We start from the raw sequence: 18,676 nt of genomic DNA on the forward strand, positions 1-18,676 counted from the left end.
ATGGGCCGCCACGCGGCGGACCGGACCGGCAGGCCGCCGATGCACGCGGACCTCTTCGCGCCGATGCCCGGCAGCTCTGCCGAGCGGGCGGCGCGGGAGCGGGCGGCCGAGGCGTTCGACGCCCTGGTGGCGCCGCACCGCCGGGCGCTCGAGGCGTACGTGCTGCGCCGCACCGGTGGCGACGAGGCCGCCGCCATGGACGTGCTCAAGGAGACCTTCTACCGCGCAGCGCAGGATCCTGCCCGCTACCCCCCGCGGGCTTCCGCGGTACGGCCGTGGCTGGTGCTCACGGCCCGTACGGTGCTGCGCGACGGCGAGCGCTCCGCTCCCGCAGGGCATGACGACCGCCCCGTCGTCGTGCCGGCGGAGCGCTCGCCGTCCCCCCGCCCGGAGACCACGATCGTGCGGGCGATGGAGGACCTCGCGGCGTCGCACCGCGAGGTCCTCGTCGAGCTCTTCTACCGTGGCGTCTCTCTGGAGGCCGCGGCCGAGGCGCGCGGCGTGCCGGTGAGCGACCTGAAGTCGAGCCTCTACTTCGCCATGCGGGAGCTGCGGGTCGTGCTCGACCGGCAGACCGGCGACGACCCCTACTTCAGGTAGACCAGCCCGTCCGAGATGACGCCGGGGCGGCCGGCGGTGCCCTCGGCGACGATCCTGACCGTGTGCGGGCCGGCGGCGGTCCACGAGCGGGTCCACACCGCGCGGCGGTGCAGGGCGTCCGGCGAGCGCAGGTCGACGATGCCCGCGGGCTTGCCGTCCACGTACACCCGGATTCGGCCGGAGACCGCGGTGCGGCTCACCGCCAGCGCCGCCGACCGGCCGGTGAACGACCAGCTCAGCGCCGCGCCGGCGGTGGTTGCCCGCAGCGCCGAACCGCCCAGGTAGGCGGGGCTGCCGATGGCGCGCCAGGTGCCCTGCCGCTCGGCCCGGGCCTCGGAGACCAGCACCGGGGTGCGCACGGCCGCCACCGACCGGGCGTTGCCCGCCCGGTCCGTGGCGCGCAGGCCGTACGTGGTCGCCGCGCCCGGCCGGACCGAGCCCGCCCAGGAGGTCGCCGTGATCGGCAGGCCCACGGTGGCGGGGGTGGTCAGGCGTACGGTGCGCAGGCCGCCCGCGTCCCGGACCGCCCAGCGCAGCCGCACCGGCACGATGCCGTCGAGCGAGCCGGGGCGCAGCGTCACCGTCGGGCCGCCGGTGAACTCCGGGAGGGTCTGGTCGGCGTACACGAGGGTGTCGGTGACGGCGACGCGGCCGTTGAGGGCCACTGCCCGCACGCGTACGGTGTGCCGCCCCGGCTCGAGCCGCAGCAACTGCTGGCGCTCGGTGGCGGGCACGGAGGCGGTCAGATCGCCGTCGACGTACACGTCGTAGCGGTGCATCAGGGTGCCGGGCGTGCCGACCTGCCAGTACGGCCGGACCGCGCCCCGGGTGAACCAGGTGCCGCCGATCCGGACGGCGCCGTTGATCTTGGTGACCGCGAGGCCGGACGGGCCCGCCGCGGCGAGCGAGCGGATCGCGCCGAGCCGGCCGTACAGGGCGTCGCCGGGGCACTCGGTGCGGCCGGTGTCGCGGTGCCCGGAGACGCGGTTGAGCACGGCGCGGCTGCCGCGGGCGTACCGGTCGCTGCCGCTGGAGATCAGTGAGACCCGGCCGGCGGGCGGGTTCCCGTACGCCCCCAGCTTGTACGCCGCCACCTGAGCGATGACCGTCCGCACCCGAGCCGGAACATCGCGCGACATGTAGTTGCCGAGCACCGCGATGGCGCTGCTGCGCGCGTTGAAGCCGAGCGTGTGCGCCCCCAGCACCGGCCGGGTGATCCCGCCGCCCCGCCCCTCGAACAGCGTCCCGCACTTGTCGACCAGGAAGTTGTAGCCGATGTCGTTCCAGTGCTTGCTCTTCACGTGGTACGCCTGGATGCTCCGCACGATCGCGGGGGAGTCCGCGCAGCTGTAGCTGTTGGTCCCGGCCGTGTGGTGCACGAACAGCACCTGCACGTCGGTGGTGTACTCGGGCGCGTTCTCGACCAGCCGCTCGTTCGCGCCCCACCGCGCCCGGCTGACGAGGTCCGGCACCGGCCGGGGCGGCTCCTCGACCTCCGCGTACGCCTTCGGCACCGGGACCTCGGCGGCGGCCGGGTCGCCGGGGTCGATGAGGTCGAGCCGGAGCCCGGGCGGCAGCGCCGCGGTTCCCCCGGAGCCGTCCGCCACCCGCGCCTCGACGCCGTCGGACGGCCCCACCCACAGCGGGTCGGTGCTGCCGCGGGCGCCCCGGGCGTCGGCGGAGCCCGGTTCGGCCGGGTTCGGGGCGTCCGCCTCGAGCGTCTGCCAGGGCGTCCAGGTGCCGTCGGCGGCGGAGCGGGTGCGTACCTGCACGGTGCCGGTGAGCCGCCGGGCCGGGTCGGTCCAGGTGGCGCCGACCAGGGCGAACCGCCCGGTGGTACGCGGCGCCATGGCCCGCCCCGCCGGCGCCGAGAAGGTGCGGCCGGTCGGCGACGAGCCGTCGGCCGTCAGCGCCACGGTCTGCAGGGTCGGTTCCGTCGCGGTCAGGGCCGCCCGGATCCCGGTCGTCGACGGATCACCGCTGCTCAGGACCACCAAGGTGCCACTCAGGGCGACGGTGGTGCTCAATGCCGTACTGATGACTCGGCTGTGCGTTCGCTTCACGCGTATCCCCCCGCGAAAGACTTCGGACCGGCCCAGATCAGGATGAAACGTACGTGGGAACCGGAGGCCGCGTGACCGTTTCGGCGGAGTCCGGGACGGATGGTTAATGACCCGGGCCGTCATGCCGATGGAGGGTCATGACCTCCGTGCTGGCCCCGCAGCGCCCGGAGGCCGCGCCCGTCGCGGTCGTCCGCGCCGGGCCGGCGCATCCCGCGCGCGGACGCGCGGTGGCGTGGGCCTACCTGGCGGCCGTCGGGATCGTGCTGGCCTGGCTGGCCGCCGGTCCGGAGTGGCTGCGCACCCCGCTGACGGCGGTCGCCGCGGTGGGCGGGCTGGGCGCCATGGTGTACGGCGTGCGCCGCATGGCCCTGCCCGGCGAGCGGGGCCCGTGGGCCTGCCTGCTTGCGTCGGCGCTGCTCTTCTTCTGCGGCATCGTCGTGCGGGCCGTGGTGCCCGGCGCGGGTGCCTCCCCGCCGACGGCCATGGCGCTCGTCTCGGACATCTTCGTGCTGCCCGGGTACCTGGTCATGGGCTGGGCCTTCTGGGGCATGCTGCGCCGCCGGCAGGCCTCGGACGACGACCCCGCCCGGGTCGACGCCGCGCTCGTCGGGCTGGCGACGGCGTTCATGTGCTGGACGTTCCTGATGGCCCCGTCGATGGCGCAGGTGGACCTCTCGCCGCTGCGGGTGGCCAACTCCTTCTTCCCGATCTTCGACGTCATGCTGCTGGTGCTCGCGGCGCAGCTGGGGCTCTCCGGGGGCGCCCGGCAGCTCTCGCTCTGGCTGCTCATCACGGCCGCCGCGGCCATGTTCGCCGGCGACTTCCTCTTCATGCTGCGCGACGGCGGCCTCGCCGAGGTGCCGCAGCACACCGTCGACGTGCTCTTCGCCGCCACGTTCCTGTTCGTCGGGGCGGCCGGGGTGCACCCGTCGATGCGCAGCCTCACCGCGCCGCAGCGGATCGTGGTCAAGGACCTCAGCAAGCTGCGTACGGGGCTGATGGCGCTCATGGTCGTCGTACCCGTGGTCATCACGACGCTCGAGCCGGTCGGCGGGATCGTGGACGGCACGGTCCGGGCCGCGCTCTGCGTCCTGCTGATCGTCACGGTCTTCTACCGGGTGGTCCGCTCGAACAATTCGCGGGCCCGCGCCGAACGCGCCACCCGGCGGCGCGCCACCCACGACGCCCTCACCGACCTGCCCAACCGGGAGCTGCTCGCCGAGACCGTGGCGAGCTGGGGCGACCGGGCCGTCGCCGAGCAGCTCGAGATCAGCCTGCTCTTCATCGACCTCGACCGGTTCAAGATGGTCAACGACCACTGGGGCCACGAGGTCGGCGACGAGCTGCTCTGCGCGGTCGCCGGGCGGCTCGGCGCCCAGGTCCGCGACGCCGACCTGGTCTGCCGGATCGGCGGCGACGAGTTCGTCATCGCCCTGGCCAGCCCGTCGCACTCGGCGCTCGCCGAGTCGCTCGCCGACCGGGTGCTGGAGGAGTTCGCCCGCCCGTTCGAGCTGTCGGTCGGCAACGTGGTCATCTCCGCCTCGATCGGCGTCGCCAAGTCGCCGGGCGGGGCGCACGCCCTCGAGCTGATCCGCGACGCCGACACCGCGATGTACAAGGCCAAGGGCTCCGGGCGCAACGCGTACGCGCTGTTCGACACGTCCCTGCGCGATCAGGTCCGCGACCGGATGAACCTGGAGCAGGCGCTGCGCGGCGCCCTCGTCCGCGGTGAGCTGGCGGTGCACTACCAGCCGATCGTCGACCTGGCGACGGACGAGCTCGACGGCTTCGAGGCGCTCATGCGGTGGCAGCACCCCACGCTGGGCGCGGTGTCACCGCTCGACTTCATCCCCATCGCCGAGGAGACCGGCCTGATCGTCGAGAGCGGCGCCTGGCTGCTGCGGGAGGCGGCCGCCCAGCTCGCCGCGTGGCGTGCCGAGCGGGGCCCGGACGCGCGGCCCCTGCACGTGTCGGTCAACGTCTCCGTCCGGCAGCTGCGCGACCAGGCGCTCGTCGGCGTGGTCCGGGACGTGCTCGCCGGCACCGGCCTGCCGCCCGGGGCGCTGTGGCTGGAGATCACCGAGTCCGGCGTGATGGAGGACCTGGAGACCGCGCTCGCGACCCTCGACGCCCTCGCCGAGCTGGGCGTGACCCTCTGCATCGACGACTTCGGTACGGGCTACTCGTCGCTGAGCTACCTCAACCGGCTGCCGGTCGGCATCGTGAAGCTCGACCGCTCCTTCGTCTCCGAGGTGGGCGAGCACGGGGCGAACGAGTCGATCGTCCGGGCGGTGCTGGCGATGACCCGGTCGATGAACCTGCGGGTGGTGGCCGAGGGCGTGGAGACCGCTCTGCAGCGCGACTGGCTCCGCGACCACGGCTGCGACCTGGCGCAGGGCTGGCTCTACGGGCGCCCCCGGACCCCCGCGGAGCACGCCGGGCTGATCCACCGGCCCACCGTCGGCTGATCCTGCCCCGCCGGCCCCGGTCCACGATCGGGGGCACGCCGGTACGGCCGGGCGGGGCATCGCTACCGTTGTCGGGTGTCTGAGATCCCGTGGTGGGGCCTGCCCCTGATCGCCGTCGTGTTCGCCCTGGTCGGGGCGGGTGTGACACTGCTGGTGTCGTCCCGCGACAACTATCTGCGCAGCCGTGCCAAGCGCACCCGCCGGTGGTACGCCGAGCGCCGCGACGCCTACGTCGCCCTGCTGGCGCAGTTCGAACGGGCGACGTACCGGTTGCGGGCCGCGCTGGATTCGGGGCAGCCGATGCCCGGGCCGTTCACGTATCTCGACGAGGTGGGTCCCGCGCTGATGCAGGTCCGCCTGCTCGCCTCGGGGCAGGTGCGCAGCGCCGCGCTGGCCGTGCACCTGCTGCTCGAGAAGCTGTACGGCAGCCGCCCGACCCCGCCGCCCGGCGTCGACCCGGCGAAGTCGGTGCGCGAGATGCTCGGCCACGTGCCGCTGGTGATGCAGCAGTTGGAGGCGGCGATCCGGGAGGAGCTGGGCATCGAGGTGACGCCGCCGCCGATGCCGGTGGAGGGGCCGCCGCGGTCGCTGCGGACGTACCTGCGGCGGGGCAGCGGGGCGTCCCAGGAGTCGAGCGTCACTGGGTGATCTTGGCGCGGGCGGGGCAGGATCGTCAGGGAGACGACGAACCCCGGGGAGGCGTCCATGCCGGACATGTCGGTGACTGAGGCGATCGTGCGCAGCGGCGTGGTGGCGGTGCTGCGGGCGCCGACGGCCGACGCGTTCTCGGCGGTCGCCGACGTGCTCGTGGAGTCGGGCATCACCGCGCTGGAGGTGACCCTCACCTCCAAGGGCGCCCTGGAGGCGCTCGCCGGCCTCTGCCGCCAGCTGCCCCCGCACGTCGTCGTCGGGGCGGGCACCGTGCTCAGCGCCGACGACGCCGAGGCGAGCATCGACGCCGGCGCCGCGTTCCTGGTCTCGCCCGTGGCCGTGCCCGGCGTCGAGGGGGCGGGCGTGCCGTTCTACCCGGGCGCGTTCACCCCGAGCGAGATCTTCGCCGCCGCGCGGACGGGTGCGCCGCTGGTCAAGCTCTTCCCGGCGTCGGCGGTCGGCCCGCGCTACCTCAAGGACCTGCACGGGCCGCTGCCCGACGTGCGGATCATGCCCACCGGCGGCATCGAGATCGCCGACGTGGCGGCCTGGCTCGGCGCCGGCGCGGCGGCGGTCGGGCTGGGCGGGCCGCTGCTCGGCGACGCCGCCTCGGGCGGCAGCCTGGCCCGGCTGGCCGACCGGGCCCGCCGGGCCGCCGACGCGGTCGCGTACGCCCGCTCGTGAGCGGCCTGCTGACGTTCGGCGAGACCATGGGGGTGGTCAGCGCCGAGGGCATCGGCGCGCTGGATCACGCCCGGGGCTTCACCTTCGGCATCGGCGGCGCGGAGAGCAACGTGGCGATCGGCGCCGCCCGGCTCGGCGCGCCCGTCACCTGGCTCGGCCGGGTCGGAGACGACGCCAGCGGCGACCTGATCGCCCGCCGGCTGCGGGCCGAGGGCGTCGCCGCCGTGGTGATCCGCGACCCCTCGTTCACCGGGCTCATGGTCAAGCATCGGCGCACCGGGGCGCTGCTCACCGTCGACTACCACCGCGCGGGCAGCGCCGGGTCCCGCCTCGCGCCGTCCGACGTCCCGGCCGACGCGGTGCGGGCGGCCGCGATCGTGCACGTCACCGGCATCACGCCGGCGCTGAGCGACTCCGCGCGGGCGGCGGTCTTCCAGGCCGTGGAGACCGCGCGGGCGGCGGGCGTGACGGTGTCGGTGGACGTCAACTACCGCGCCAAGCTGTGGTCGCGCTTCGACGCCGCGCCGGTCCTGCGCGACCTGGTGGCCCGGGCCGATATCGTCTTCGCCGGCCCGGCGGAGGCGGCGCTGTTCGTGGACGGACCCCCGCTCGACGGGCTCGCCGCCCTCGGCCCGGCCGAGGTGGTGGTCAAGGACGGCGCCCGCGGGTGCACCGCCCTGATCGACGGCGAGCGGCACGCGGTCGCGGCGCCGGACGTGGCGGTGGTGGACCCGGTCGGTGCCGGGGACGCCTTCGTGGCCGGCTACCTCGCCGACCGCCTGGCCGGCGCGCAGCCCGCGGCCCGGCTGGCGACGGCGATCGCGGCGGGCGCGTGGGCGGTGACGGTCCCCGGCGACTGCGAGGGCCTGCCGACCCGCGCCGACCTGGCCGCCCTCGCCTCGGCCACCGACGACGTCCTGCGCTGAGGGCCGGCTAGCCCCGCCGGACCAGGAATTCGTTGCCGTCCGGATCGGCCAGTAGGTCCGCGCCGTCCGTGCCGGGCCCGAGCCGGGTGGCCCCGAGGGAGATCAGCTCGCCGGCCGCCGCCACGAGCTCGAAGCGCTGCCGGGCCGGCTCCTCCCGGGGCCGCACCGGCGGGCCTCCCCAGGAGATCTTCGTCCCGCCGTCCGGCGATTGGATCGCGGTCTCCTCGTCCCGGTCCCAGACGAGCGGCCAGCCCAGGGCCCGGCTCCAGAACAGCCCGGTCGCGCGGGTGCCGTCGCAGCTGAGCTCGCCGAGGAAGCCGCACCCGGCGAGGAAGGCGTTGCCCGGCTCGATGACGCAGAACTCGTAGCCCGCGGGGTCGGCCAGGACGACGTGCCCCTCCTCGGGCCGCTGCCCGACATCGAGGTGGCTGCCGCCGAGGCCCAGCGCCTTCTCCACCGTCCGCTCCCGGTCGCCGGGCCCGGCGCTGGTCAGGTGCGGATGCACGAGGTTGGCGCCGAGCCGGCCCGCGCGCCCCGGCACGAACCGGAGACCGGCCTGGGCGTCCCCGCCCGGCAGGAGCACACCGGCGCCGTCCGCGACGGTCTCCCGGCCGAGCAGGGCGCCCCAGAATTCCGCCGCCCGGGCCGGATCCCGGGCCTCGAAGGTCACCGCCAGCAGCCGCGTACGCATCCTGCGGACAGTAGGGACCGTCCCGCCGCGACCACAACGCATTTCTAGGGTGTCACCCCGGTGAGTGCGTGGCCGTAGTCCTCGACCGCGAGGTAGGACCGCAGGTGGGCGTGGCGGGAGCCGACCGCGACGTCCCGCCAGAACCGCTGGGCGGGATGCGCCGAGCCGAAGCCGCCGACCCCGTGCAGGTCCAGCATCAGCTCGACGGCGGTGCGGCAGTCCCGCGCGGCCTCGGCCATCTCGAACCTCAGGCGGGCGTGGCCGGCGGGCGCGACGTCACCCGAGTCGGCGGCCTCCGCGGCCGCCGTCAGGGTCCGCTCCGCGCGGCCCACGAGCAGGGCCGCCTCGGCGAGCGTGTGCCGGACCGCCGGCGACTCCGCCATCCGGGTGTACGCCGTCATGCTCGGCCTGCGGTCGGAGGCGACCATCGCCTCGGTGACGTCCAGGGCGCCGCGGGCCGCACCCACCACGGGGGCGAGCACCGTGGTGACGTAGAAGAGGTGCGTCGCCGGGTCCGGCGGGCGTGCCGCGGCGATCCGGCCGTCCGGCACCGGCACGTCGTGGGCCACCAGGGTGTGGCTGCCGGTGCCGCGCATGCCGGCGGTGTCCCAGGTCCGCTCGACGGTCAGCGCGGACACCGGGACCGCCGCGAAGCAGTACGTCCCCTCGACCAGGACGGCGAGCCCGGCCCAGGCGGCGTCCTCGCAACCCGAGACGTACGCCCACCGCCCGGTCACGCGCACCCCGCCGGGCTCGCGCACCCCGGTCGCGGACGGCGTACCGGAGCCGCAGGCGAGCCCCTTCGGATCGGCGAAGTAGCCGGGGGGCGCCGCGGCGCCGAACACGTCGGTGACGAAGGTCTTGGAGGTGGCGCAGGTGCCGGCGATCCACGCGGTGGCCGGGCAGTGCCGGCCGATCCCGGCGAGGACGCCGGCGACGGTCACGGCGCTCGCCCCGTCCCCGCCGGCGGACGCGGGGGCCCGGAGCGCGAACGCCCCCGCGGCGCGGGCCGCGTCGAGGCTCTCCGCGGCCGGGCGGCCCTGCCGTTCGGTACGGGCGGCGTTCTCGCGCAGGACTCGGGCCAGGTCAGTGTCGATGGAGGTCACGTGGATCGACTGAACCAGGCGTACGGCGCCGGAACCATGCGCGATCGGCCCACCTTCATCCGCGTCCGTGCCGCCGCGGCCTACCATGCGGCCGTGGACCTGATCAGCTCGGTGATCGGTGCCGTGCGGACCGGCACCCCGCACGCCCGCCGGATCACCGAATCCGGCGCGTGGGGTGCGCGCTACCCGGCCTTCGTGGGCGTCGGCTTCCACGTCGTGCTCGGCGGCACGGGCTGGCTGGTCGGCCGCGGCGGCACCACCACCGCCCTGCGGGCCGGCGACGTCGTCCTGGCGCCGTTCGGCTCGGAGCACGGGCTCAGCCACGCGCCGCGCCCGCTCGGCGCGCTGCCCATGGCGCCGATGAGCGGCGAGCCTCCGGCAGCCGGTCCGTCCGACTTCGACTTCCTCTGCGGGTGCTACCGGCTCGACCGCGGCCGGGCCCACGAATTCCTGCGGCACCTGCCCGACGTGGTGGTGATCCCGCGCGACGAGGACGGGCAGGCGCGGCTGCGGCTCCTGACCGCCCTGCTGGACGACGACGTGTCCGAGGACCGGCCGGGCGGCGGGGCGAGCCGGGCCGCGCTGCTCGACCTCATCCTCGTGCACGCCCTGCGCCGCTGGCAGGAACGGTCCGGGGAGTGGCCGGCCGTCGCGGACCCGCGCATCGCCGCCGCCCTGCACGCCATCCACGACGGGCCGGAGCGGGCGTGGACGGTGCAGCGGCTGAGCGGGGTGGCGGGCATGTCGCGGACGGCGTTCGTGCGGCGGTTCACCGCGGCGGTGGGCAAGCCGCCGATGGCGTATGTGACCGGGTGGCGGCTCGTCTGCGCCGCCCGGCTCCTGCGCGAGACCCGGGACCCGCTGGCCGCCATCGCCCGGCGGGTCGGCTACGCGACCGAGTCCGCGTTCGGCGGGGCCTTCCGCCGCGAGTTCGGCGTAGCGCCGGGTCGCTTCCGGGCGGACATGGATCTCGCTCGCTGACCGGATCGTTCCGGCGGGCGTCGGGTCCGTGCCTTACCCCGGCCGCCGTACGGGCGGCAGGATCGAGCCATGACCAACGCGCTCGTCATCATCGACGTCCAGGAGTCCTTCCGGGCCCGCCCGCTGTGGCAGGCCGTCAGCAATCCCGGCATCGCCGCCCAGGTGCGCCGGCTCGCCGAGGCCGCCCGGGCCGCCGGTGATCTCGTGGTGTGGGTGCTGCACGCCGAGCCCGGCAGCGGCGGCGTCTTCGACCCGGAGAGCGGGCACGTCCGCGTCTTCGCCGAGCTCGAGCCCCGCCCCGGCGAGCCGGTCATCACCAAGACCTCGCACAACGCGTTCACCACGACGAACCTTCAGCAGTTGCTGACCGCTCGGGGCGTGCGCGGGCTGACGGTCTGCGGCATCCGTACGGAGCAGTGCGTCGAGACCACCACCCGGGTCGGCTCGGACCTCGGGTACGCCGTCACGTTCGTCACCGACGCCACCGCCACGTTCCCGATCCCGCACCACACCGCCCCGGCCGGGCAGAGCCTCGAGGAGTTGCTGGCGGATCCCCGTACGCTCGCCGCCGAGGACGTCGTGGCCCGCACGGAGTACGTCCTGGCCGGCCGCTTCGCTACCATCGCCACCGTGGGCCAACTGACGGGAGAGCTGACCGGATCGTGAGCCGCATCGTGTTCGTCCTGGTGCCGGGGCTGCACCTGCTCGACCTTGCGGGGCCGGCGCAGGTGTTCTCCACCGCCGCCGACCTCGGGCACGACCACCCGCTCTCGTACCTCGCCGACCGGCCCGAGATCCGTACCCATCAGGGCGTCACCCTGCGCGCGGAGACCTCCTGGCCGGACCTGTCGCCGGCCGACCTGGTGGTGGTGCCGGGCTGGCACTCGCCGCGACTGGCCGGCACCGGGCACCTGGAGCGGCGCACCCTCGACCGGATCGCCGGGCATCACGCGGCCGGCGGCACGGTGGCCAGCATCTGCGCGGGCGCCGACGCGCTCGGGCGGGCCGGCCTGCTCGACGGCCGCCGGTGCACGACCCATCACGACGTGCAGGACGAGGTGGCCCGGCGCTACCCGCGGGCCGTCGTGGTGCGCGACGTGCTCTACGTCGAGGACGACCGGGTGATCACGTCCGCCGGCATCGCCAGCGGCATCGACCTCGCCCTGCACCTGATCGCGGTGTGGCACGGCCCGGCGGCGGCCGCCCGGGTGGCCCGGCAGATGGTCGTGTACGCCCGCCGCAACGGCGACGAGCAGCAGGTCGGCACGATGCTGCGGCACCGCGCCCACCTCAGCGACGCGGTGCACCGGGTGCAGGACCGGATCGACGACCGGTTCACCGAGCCCCTGCCGCTGGCCCGTCTCGCCGCGGCGGCGGGGATGAGCGAACGCACCCTGACCCGCCGGTTCGAGGCGGCCACCGGGCAGACCCCGCTGCGCTACCAGCAGCTGCTGCGGGTGGAGCGGGCCGAGCACCTGATCGGGCACGGCGCGACGGTCGAGGCGGCGGCCCGCGCCGTCGGCTTCGGCGACGCCCGGATGCTGCGCCGGCTGCGCTCCCGCGGGGCGCCGGCCCGGTGAGCGCCGGCCGCTCACACGGTGAGCGGGGCGGTCCGGCGGACGAGCTCGGCCAGGTCCTCGCGGGACGGGGTGGCGGGCATCGGTTGCCGCCAGCCGCCGGCGTACAGCTCCCGGGCGCGCGGCTCGGCGGCGGCCAGCGACGCCGGCAGGGCCTCCATCATCAGGTACGGCGCCACCACGCGCATCAGCGACGGATCGGCCTGGGTGGCCGCGACGATGTGCCCGGAGGTCAGCGGCCGGGTCAGGTCCACGTCCTCGCCGGACCAGAGGCGTACCTCGTCGGCGTCCCAGGCCACGTGGTCGTCGAACCAGGGCCGGATCCGCTCGGTGCACCACTCGTCGAACGCGACGGTGGCCGCTTCGACGTCGGGGCCGAGCGTACGGACGAACTGGCAGGCCTGCATGAGCGAGGTGGCGATGCCGCGGCCGGCGGTCGGGTTCGTCGTGCAGACCGCGTCGCCGAGGTGGACCAGGCCGGGCAACGGCACCCGCCCGTCGGCGCCGAGCTGGCCGCGGTAGGTGTTGCGCAGGTGCGCGCCGGGCAGCACCGGGCTCGCCGGCTCGCTGCGGCCCGGGTCGGTCCAGGCGTCGAGGCCGGGGATGAGGCGTACGGCCGCCTCGAAGGCCTCCGGCGCGCGCAGCCCGGCCAGCTCCCGGTCGGCGGTGAGCCGCGCGATGAGCACCGAGACGGTCCGGCCGTCCTGAAGGAACACGCCGGCCAGGTAGCCGGGGAACAGCGACAGCAGACCGAGCGGCACGTTCACCGGGCCGGGTTCGGCGCCCGGCCGCAGCGCGTAGTGCCGGGACACGTAGGACAGGCCGCAGTCGCCGCCCTCCTCGGGTGCCCGCAGGCCGTCGGCGATCCGCCCGGCCCGCCCGGACGCGTTCACGACCAGGTCCGCCGGCAGGGTGGCGCCGTCCACCCGCAGCCCGGCGGCGCGTCCGTGCTCGCTCAGCACGTCGTCGGCGTGGGCGCGGACCAGGCGTACGCCGGGCTCACCGGCCGCGGCGGCCCGCAGCACCCGCTCGAAGACGATCCGCCGGCAGCGCAGGCCGGCCTTCCGGGCCGGGCGCCCGTTCGCCCCGGACACGAGCGCCGGCTCCGCGCCGGCCGTCAGCATGGCCTCCGCCACGTCCGGCATCTCCGCCTCGAGGGCGTCCACGACCTGCTGCCGTACGACGATCAGTCGGGATGTCGTCACCGCCTATCCGACGTCGGGCCGGGTCATCAGCGGCGCCCGCAGGTGCAGGGCCAGGTCGGGGGTGGTCAGCGGGACGGTGTTCCACGTCGCGGTGGCCGTCCCGGTGGCGGCGTCGACCACCAGGCGGACCCGGTGCGGGCCGGTGATGACGTAGAGGTCGGCGGTGAACGTGTCACCCTGCCAGGCTCCGGCGGCGACGACCGGGCGGCCGAGCGGCGCGCTCTCCCGCCACCCGCCGTGGCCGGCCGCCACGGTGAGCGACGTGCCGAGCCGCAGGAGCCAGCCGCCGTCCGCCGGTGCGACGGACACGGCCGTGCCGTCGGGCAGCGGCGGATCCGCGGCGGCGGCGACCGTCGCCCCGACCGGGTGCGGCGGGCCGGCACCGCCCGGCACCGGCGCCAGCGTCAGCCGTCGCAGCCGCTCGGCGAGAGCCGCGTCGTCGCCGGGGCCGCCTGCCTCGTCGAGGCGGGGCAGCAGGCACTCCCAGATCGCGTCCAGCACCGCCTGGGAGTCGATCAGCGCCGCGGTCACGGCGACCACCAGGTCGTGCCCGGGTACGACCACGCACATCTGACCGTTGTTGCCCTCCCCGAAGTAGCCGTGGCGGGAGATCCAGAACTGGTACCCGTACCCGGTGAGGTAGTCGGCGCCGCCGCCACCGACCTGCGCGGGCAGGGTGCCGATGTGCCGCCGGGTCGCGAGCCGCACCCAATCGCGCGGCACGAGTTGCCGGTCGCCCCACCGCCCCTCGCGCAGCAGCAGCTCGCCGAACGCGGCGACGGCCTCGGTGGTGAGATGCAGCCCGTGGAAGCCGAAGACGTCGCCGCTGCCGAGCCTGTCCCAGTCAGCGTGGTCGATGCCCATCGGCGCGAACAGGCGCTCGTCGAGCAGCTCCGGCAGACCCCGGCCGGTCACCCGCTCCACCAGCCGGGCCAGGACGCCGGTGGCCGCGTTGTCGTACGCGTGCCGGGTCCCCGGCTCCTCGGGGAACGGCACCCGCAGGAAGCCCTTCACCAGGTCGCCCGGCTCCAGCTCCCACGCCTCGCCGAGGCTGTCCGTCCGGTGCCCGGTGGTCATCGACAGCAGGTGGTGGACGGTGACCCGGCGGGCCCGCTCCGGGACCTCGGCCGGCACGTGCCCGGGGAGGACGTCCACCACCCGGTCGTCCAGCGAGAGGAGCCCGTCGGCGATCGCCAGCCCCACGGCGATCGAGGTGAACGACTTGGTCAGCGAGTAGAGCAGGTGCGCTCGCCCGGCCGAGTACGGCGCCCACCAGCCCTCGGCCACGACGTGACCGTGCCGCACGACCATGAGGGAGTGACACTCGAGCGACCGCGCCTCGAGCCGGTCGAGCAGGGCGTTCACCGCCCGCGACGCGGTGGGCGCCGACCGCGGCAGAATGCGTACGGAGGACATTCCGGCACCTAATCAGGTCGCCTACGCTTGCCGCCATGGAAATAGCCGGGCTCGTCCTCGCCGCGGGCGCGGGCCGCCGTTACGGGATGCCGAAGGCGCTGGTGCGGTGGCAGGGGGGCCTGCTGGTCGAGCGTGCCGCGGAGACGGCGGCCCGGGCCGGGCTGACCCGGACGCTCGTCGTGGTCGGCGCCGAGGCCGGCCGGGTCCGCGCGGCGGCGCCCGCCCTCACCTGCACCGAGAACGGGGACTGGGCGAGCGGCATGGGCTCGTCGCTGCGCGCCGGCCTCGCCGCGCTGGCGGGAACGACGGCGACCGCGGCGGTGGTCCTGCTGGTCGACATGCCCGGCGTCACCCCCGCCGCCGTACGCCGGGTGGCCGCGCTCGCCGCCCCGGACGCCCTGGCCATGGGCGGGTACGCCGGCCGCCGCTCGCACCCCGTCCTGCTCGGTCGCGACCACTGGGCCGGGGTGGCCGCCGCCGCGACCGGCGACCGCGGCGCCCGCGACTACCTGCGTGCGCACGCCGGCCAGGTGCGGGTCGTCGAGGTCGGCGACGTGGCGGACGACGCCGACCTCGACGTGCCCGCCGACGGCCGGGGGATGATCTGATGGCCGGGTGCTGCACCTGCGGATCATCTCGCCACCGGACACCACGCCGGCCGTCGAGCGGCTGCTGACCGGCGCCGACGCGGTCACCCACGTGGTCGTGCTGCCCGGCTCGGCCCGCGACCCGGTCGGCGACCTCGTGCTCTGCGACGTCGTCCGGGAGGGCGCCAGCGACCTCATCGCCCGGCTGCGCGACCTGGGCATCGAGCGGGACGGCTCGATCATGCTGGAGCGGGTGGACACCGCGCTGTCGGCCGCCGCCACGCGCGCGGAGAAGCGCGTACCGGGCCTCGGCGTCGACGCCGTCGTCTGGGAGGAGGTCGAGCACACCACCGCGGCGGAGAGCGAGATCTCCGGTGCGTTCCTCGCCTTCATGATCGTCGCCACCGTGATCGCCGGCATCGGCGTCCTGCTCGACCAGCCGATCCTCATCGTCGGCGCGATGGTGGTGGGTCCCGAGTTCGGCCCGCTCGCCGCGCTCTGCGTGGGCGTCGTCCGCCGCCGCCCCTGGCTGGTGCGCCGGGCCGGCACCGCGCTGCTGGTCGGCTTCGCGGTGGGCATGCTGGTCACCGTCGCCACCACCTGGCTGCTCGACGCCCTCGGCCTGGTGAACAGGTCGATGCTGCTGGACGACCGGCCGCTGACCAGCTTCATCTGGCAGCCGGACGCGCTCAGCTGGGTCGTCGGCTTCCTCGCCGGCATCGCCGGGATGCTCTCGCTGACCTCGGCGAAGTCCGGCACGCTGGTCGGCGTGCTGATCTCGGTGACGACGGTGCCGGCCGCTGCCAACGCGGCGGTCGCCCTCGCGTACGGGGTGACGAACGAGGCCGCCGGCTCGGCCCTCCAACTGCTCGTCAACGTCGCCGCGATCGTGACCGCGGGGGTGCTGACCCTGCTCGTCCAGCGCCTCACCGGCCGCCGGCGAGGAGCGGTCCGAGGTCGCGCAGGGAGGTGAGGCGCACCGCCTCGTCCGCCGGTCCGGTGCCCGGCCGGTCCAGGTGGGCCGCGTGCAGCCCGGCGGCGCGCGCCCCGGCCACGTCGAGCTCGTGATCGTCGCCCACGCTCAGTACCTCGGACGCATTGTGGCCCCAGCGCTCGCACACCAGCCGGTACGCCCGCGGGTCCGGCTTCGCGACGCCGAGGTCGTCGACGGTGAACACCGGGCCGACCCGCCCGGCGAGGCCCGTACGCGCGAGCTTCCTGTGCTGCTGGACCCTCGACCCGTTCGTCAGTACCGCGGTGGCCAGCCCGGCGGCGGCGATGATCTCCAGTGCGTCGGTGACGTCGTCGTACGCCCGCCAGGCAGCCTCGTAGTGCCGCAGGTAACCGGCGAAGGTCTCGTCGAGGCTCGGGTCTGCTGCGTCCGTACCGAGAAAATCGCGTAACCGGCGACGGCGCTGCTCCGCGAAACTGATCGTGCCCGCCCGCCAGGCCGCGAGGTGGGGTTCCTGGAGTTCGGTCCATCGGGCGACCGCGGCGTCGGTCGCGGCCAGGCCGATCGTCGGCAGCCAGGCCCGCAGGCCGGCGTCGGCGGCCGCGGCGTGGTCCACCAGCGTGCCGTCCAGGTCGAGAAGGACACCGCGCAGTCGCACGGCCGGCATCCTATGCTCGGCACCGTGGATGTCACGCCGATACCCCTGGGCAGCTGGCCGACCCCGCTCGAGCCGGCGCCGCGGCTGGCCGCGGCGCTCGGGCTGGACGAGCTGTGGATCAAACGCGACGACCTCACCGGGCTGGGCGGGGGCGGCAACAAGGTCCGCAAGCTGCAGTACACCTGCGCCCAGGCGCTCCGGGCGGGCGCGACCCGGCTGGTGACCACGGGCGCCGCGCAGTCCAACCACGCGCGCCTCACCGCCGCTGCCGCCGCCCGGCTCGGCCTGGAGTGCACGCTCGTGCTCCGCGGCGACCCGCCGAAGTCCCCGCGCGGCAACCTGATCCTGGACGAGCTGGCCGGCGCGTCCGTCGTCTGGGCCGGCGACGCCCCGCTCGACGAGGTCGCCGCCGCCCAGGACGGCTACCTGATCCCGCTCGGCGGCACGACGCCGGTCTCGGCCCTCGGCTACGTCGACTGCGCCCGCGAACTGCTCACCCAGCTGCCGGACCTGGCCACGGTGGTGGTCGCGCTCGGCTCCGGCGGCACGATGGCCGGCCTGGTCGCCCACCTCGGCCCGCAACGCGTGTACGGCGTGAACGTCGGCGCCCTCCCGGATCCGCGGGCGACGGTGACGGACCTGCTCGCCGGCATGGGTGTCACGGTGGACCCGGCCGCGCTGCTGATCGACGAGTCGCACGTCGGCGCCGGGTACGCGGCCCTGACCGACCCGGTCCGCTCGGCGCTGGTCCTCGCGGCCCGCACCGAGGGCCTGTTCCTCGACCCGACCTACACGGGCCGGGCGCTGGCGGGGCTGCGCGCCAACCCGCCGGACGGCAAGGTGGTCTTCCTGCACACGGGCGGGCTACCGGGCCTGTTCGGCCACCCGGACCTGGCCGACTGACGACCCGCCGTCCTGGCCGCCGCCGTCCTGGCTGCTGCTGTCCTGGCTGCTGCTGTCCTGGCTGCCGCCGTCCTGCGGGCGGATCGCCAGCAGGGCCAGCCAGGTGAGCATGAGCGGGCTGGCCGGGTAGAGCACCTGCTCGGGCAGGAAGGCGCTGCCGAAGCTGTAGAGCGCCAGGAAGCTGCCGCACAGCGCGCCCACGATGCGGATCGGCAGCCACCGGGTCAGCAGCGCGGCGGTCACGATCCAGACCCCGGCGAGCACGTGCCCGCCGAGCCGGACGGCCCAGGTCAGATCGTCGGACACCGCATTGATCACCAGTACGCCGGTGAGCACGTCGATGGTGATCCAGCCGTACCCCGCGGCCCGCGCCCACTCCGGGGCCCTCATGCGCGAGATGAGCAGCAGCATCGCGAGGTGGAACAGGATGCCGGGATACTCGGCCCAGACCCCGCCAGGATCGACCGCGAAGCTGACGACCGGCGGGATGAAGAAGATCAGCGGCAGAATCGCCAGGACAGGAAAGGGCAGGGGCCGCATGACTCTCCAGAAATGAGGTTCGATGTCCGATGTCGCAAACAAAATAGACATTCTGTTTGAGCGAGTCAACCGGATCGATCCCCCGCTTGTACGCTGTGCCCGTGCCCCGGCTCACCGATGCCCGTCGTGACCTGCGACGGACCCAGATCATCGAAGCCGCCGTACGCTGCTTCAGCCGGCGCGGCCTCGACCAGACCTCGATCGCCGACATCACCGCGGAATCGGGACTCTCGGCCGGCTCGATCTACGCCCACTACCGCAACAAGGCAGACCTCCTCCAGGCCGTGGCGCGCGCGGTCCTGGACCGCCACGCGGCAACCCTGAGCGCGTACGCCGCCGAGAGCCCCCCACCGAACCCGGACGAGCTGCTCGCCCGCCTGGTCACGACCATCGACCCGGCCTACGCCCGGGTCGGCGTACAAACCTGGGGCGCGGCGACGACGGACCCGGCGCTACGGGAGATCGTGACCGGCATGGTCGCCCGCCTGCGCGACCTGCTCCTCACCTGCGTCGCGGCCTGGCTCTCCCGCGTGGGAAACGGCGACCCGGCCGAGGCGGGCCCGATCGTCGAACGCCTGATGGTCGCCTACCAGGCGCAACTTCTGCGTGCCGCATTGCAGGACGCGGAGCCGTCGGCTCCGGATCGGGGCAAGCCCGACCCCCCGTGA

The 18,676-nt window shown here is 75.2% G+C and carries 19 protein-coding genes; 12 read left to right on the forward strand and 7 right to left on the reverse strand.

All coding sequences use genetic code 11. The features are described 5' to 3' along the window. The gene (locus CLV70_RS27660) at window positions 1-600 is read left to right on the forward strand and encodes a sigma factor (protein WP_106129542.1); all 600 of its coding nucleotides are present in this window, start codon (window positions 1-3) and stop codon (window positions 598-600) included. Here the strand turns inward: CLV70_RS27660 and CLV70_RS27665 are convergent. Further along, the gene (locus tag CLV70_RS27665; protein ID WP_245908496.1) at window positions 588-2,627 is read right to left on the reverse strand and encodes an N-acetylmuramoyl-L-alanine amidase; all 2,040 of its coding nucleotides are present in this window, start codon (window positions 2,625-2,627) and stop codon (window positions 588-590) included. The genes CLV70_RS27660 and CLV70_RS27665 overlap by 13 nt on opposite strands. A gap of 173 nt (window positions 2,628-2,800) precedes the next feature. On the opposite strand from CLV70_RS27665, the gene CLV70_RS27670 reads away from it, so the two are divergent. From CLV70_RS27670 to CLV70_RS27685, 4 genes are all read left to right on the forward strand, one after another. Next, window positions 2,801-5,131, forward strand: coding sequence for a putative bifunctional diguanylate cyclase/phosphodiesterase (locus tag CLV70_RS27670; protein ID WP_106129543.1), 2,331 nt, complete (start codon window positions 2,801-2,803; stop codon window positions 5,129-5,131). A gap of 75 nt (window positions 5,132-5,206) precedes the next feature. Further along, window positions 5,207-5,779: a hypothetical protein gene (locus CLV70_RS27675; RefSeq protein WP_106129544.1), complete on the forward strand. Its 573-nt coding sequence runs from the start codon at window positions 5,207-5,209 to the stop codon at window positions 5,777-5,779. A gap of 57 nt (window positions 5,780-5,836) precedes the next feature. Beyond that, the gene (locus tag CLV70_RS27680; protein WP_106129545.1) at window positions 5,837-6,466 is read left to right on the forward strand and encodes a bifunctional 4-hydroxy-2-oxoglutarate aldolase/2-dehydro-3-deoxy-phosphogluconate aldolase; all 630 of its coding nucleotides are present in this window, start codon (window positions 5,837-5,839) and stop codon (window positions 6,464-6,466) included. Continuing rightward, complete coding sequence (locus tag CLV70_RS27685; protein WP_245908497.1) at window positions 6,463-7,392, forward strand: sugar kinase; 930 nt, start codon at window positions 6,463-6,465, stop codon at window positions 7,390-7,392. The genes CLV70_RS27680 and CLV70_RS27685 overlap by 4 nt, the downstream gene beginning before the upstream one ends. Window positions 7,393-7,399: 7 nt before the next feature. Here CLV70_RS27685 and CLV70_RS27690 read toward each other — a convergent pair whose 3' ends face one another. Beyond that, window positions 7,400-8,083, reverse strand: coding sequence for a VOC family protein (locus CLV70_RS27690; protein WP_106129546.1), 684 nt, complete (start codon window positions 8,081-8,083; stop codon window positions 7,400-7,402). A gap of 44 nt (window positions 8,084-8,127) precedes the next feature. Further along, window positions 8,128-9,189, reverse strand: a complete 1,062-nt coding sequence (locus tag CLV70_RS27695) for an acyl-CoA dehydrogenase family protein (RefSeq protein WP_245908498.1) — start codon at window positions 9,187-9,189, stop codon at window positions 8,128-8,130. Here CLV70_RS27695 and CLV70_RS27700 point away from each other — a divergent pair, their 5' ends adjacent. From CLV70_RS27700 to CLV70_RS27710, 3 genes are all read left to right on the forward strand, one after another. After that, window positions 9,190-10,170 carry an AraC family transcriptional regulator gene (locus CLV70_RS27700; protein ID WP_245908499.1) on the forward strand — a complete coding sequence of 327 codons (981 nt, stop codon included), beginning with the start codon at window positions 9,190-9,192 and terminating at the stop codon, window positions 10,168-10,170. A 69-nt stretch (window positions 10,171-10,239) separates the two neighbouring features. Continuing rightward, window positions 10,240-10,836, forward strand: a complete 597-nt coding sequence (locus CLV70_RS27705; protein WP_211303905.1) for a cysteine hydrolase family protein — start codon at window positions 10,240-10,242, stop codon at window positions 10,834-10,836. Then, complete coding sequence (locus CLV70_RS27710; RefSeq protein WP_106129548.1) at window positions 10,833-11,750, forward strand: GlxA family transcriptional regulator; 918 nt, start codon at window positions 10,833-10,835, stop codon at window positions 11,748-11,750. The genes CLV70_RS27705 and CLV70_RS27710 overlap by 4 nt, the downstream gene beginning before the upstream one ends. Before the next feature lie 11 nt (window positions 11,751-11,761). Here CLV70_RS27710 and CLV70_RS27715 read toward each other — a convergent pair whose 3' ends face one another. Continuing rightward, the gene (locus CLV70_RS27715; RefSeq protein WP_106129549.1) at window positions 11,762-12,952 is read right to left on the reverse strand and encodes an NAD(P)/FAD-dependent oxidoreductase; all 1,191 of its coding nucleotides are present in this window, start codon (window positions 12,950-12,952) and stop codon (window positions 11,762-11,764) included. 3 nt (window positions 12,953-12,955) lie between these two features. After that, complete coding sequence (locus CLV70_RS27720; protein WP_106129550.1) at window positions 12,956-14,368, reverse strand: serine hydrolase domain-containing protein; 1,413 nt, start codon at window positions 14,366-14,368, stop codon at window positions 12,956-12,958. 35 nt (window positions 14,369-14,403) lie between these two features. On the opposite strand from CLV70_RS27720, the gene CLV70_RS27725 reads away from it, so the two are divergent. Beyond that, the gene (locus CLV70_RS27725) at window positions 14,404-14,976 is read left to right on the forward strand and encodes a nucleotidyltransferase family protein (RefSeq protein WP_106129551.1); all 573 of its coding nucleotides are present in this window, start codon (window positions 14,404-14,406) and stop codon (window positions 14,974-14,976) included. 7 nt (window positions 14,977-14,983) lie between these two features. Beyond that, entirely contained in the window at window positions 14,984-15,928 is a 945-nt protein-coding gene (locus CLV70_RS27730; RefSeq protein ID WP_106129552.1) for a DUF389 domain-containing protein, read from the forward strand. On the opposite strand, the gene CLV70_RS27735 is transcribed toward CLV70_RS27730, so the two are convergent. Continuing rightward, window positions 15,882-16,565 carry an HAD family hydrolase gene (locus tag CLV70_RS27735; protein ID WP_245908500.1) on the reverse strand — a complete coding sequence of 228 codons (684 nt, stop codon included), beginning with the start codon at window positions 16,563-16,565 and terminating at the stop codon, window positions 15,882-15,884. The genes CLV70_RS27730 and CLV70_RS27735 overlap by 47 nt on opposite strands. Before the next feature lie 24 nt (window positions 16,566-16,589). On the opposite strand from CLV70_RS27735, the gene CLV70_RS27740 reads away from it, so the two are divergent. Next, complete coding sequence (locus CLV70_RS27740; protein WP_106129690.1) at window positions 16,590-17,468, forward strand: pyridoxal-phosphate dependent enzyme; 879 nt, start codon at window positions 16,590-16,592, stop codon at window positions 17,466-17,468. Here CLV70_RS27740 and CLV70_RS27745 read toward each other — a convergent pair. After that, a complete protein-coding gene (locus CLV70_RS27745; RefSeq protein ID WP_211303907.1) occupies window positions 17,430-18,008 on the reverse strand; it encodes a hypothetical protein in 579 nt (192 codons plus the stop codon). The two genes, CLV70_RS27740 and CLV70_RS27745, sit on opposite strands and share 39 nt — an antisense overlap. 101 nt (window positions 18,009-18,109) lie before the next feature. Between CLV70_RS27745 and CLV70_RS27750 the strand changes: the two genes are divergently transcribed. Continuing rightward, window positions 18,110-18,676, forward strand: coding sequence for a TetR/AcrR family transcriptional regulator (locus CLV70_RS27750; protein ID WP_158277835.1), 567 nt, complete (start codon window positions 18,110-18,112; stop codon window positions 18,674-18,676).

Origin of the sequence: Pseudosporangium ferrugineum, assembly GCF_003002065.1 — a bacterium.
Lineage (GTDB): Bacteria > Actinomycetota > Actinomycetes > Mycobacteriales > Micromonosporaceae > Actinoplanes > Actinoplanes ferrugineus_A.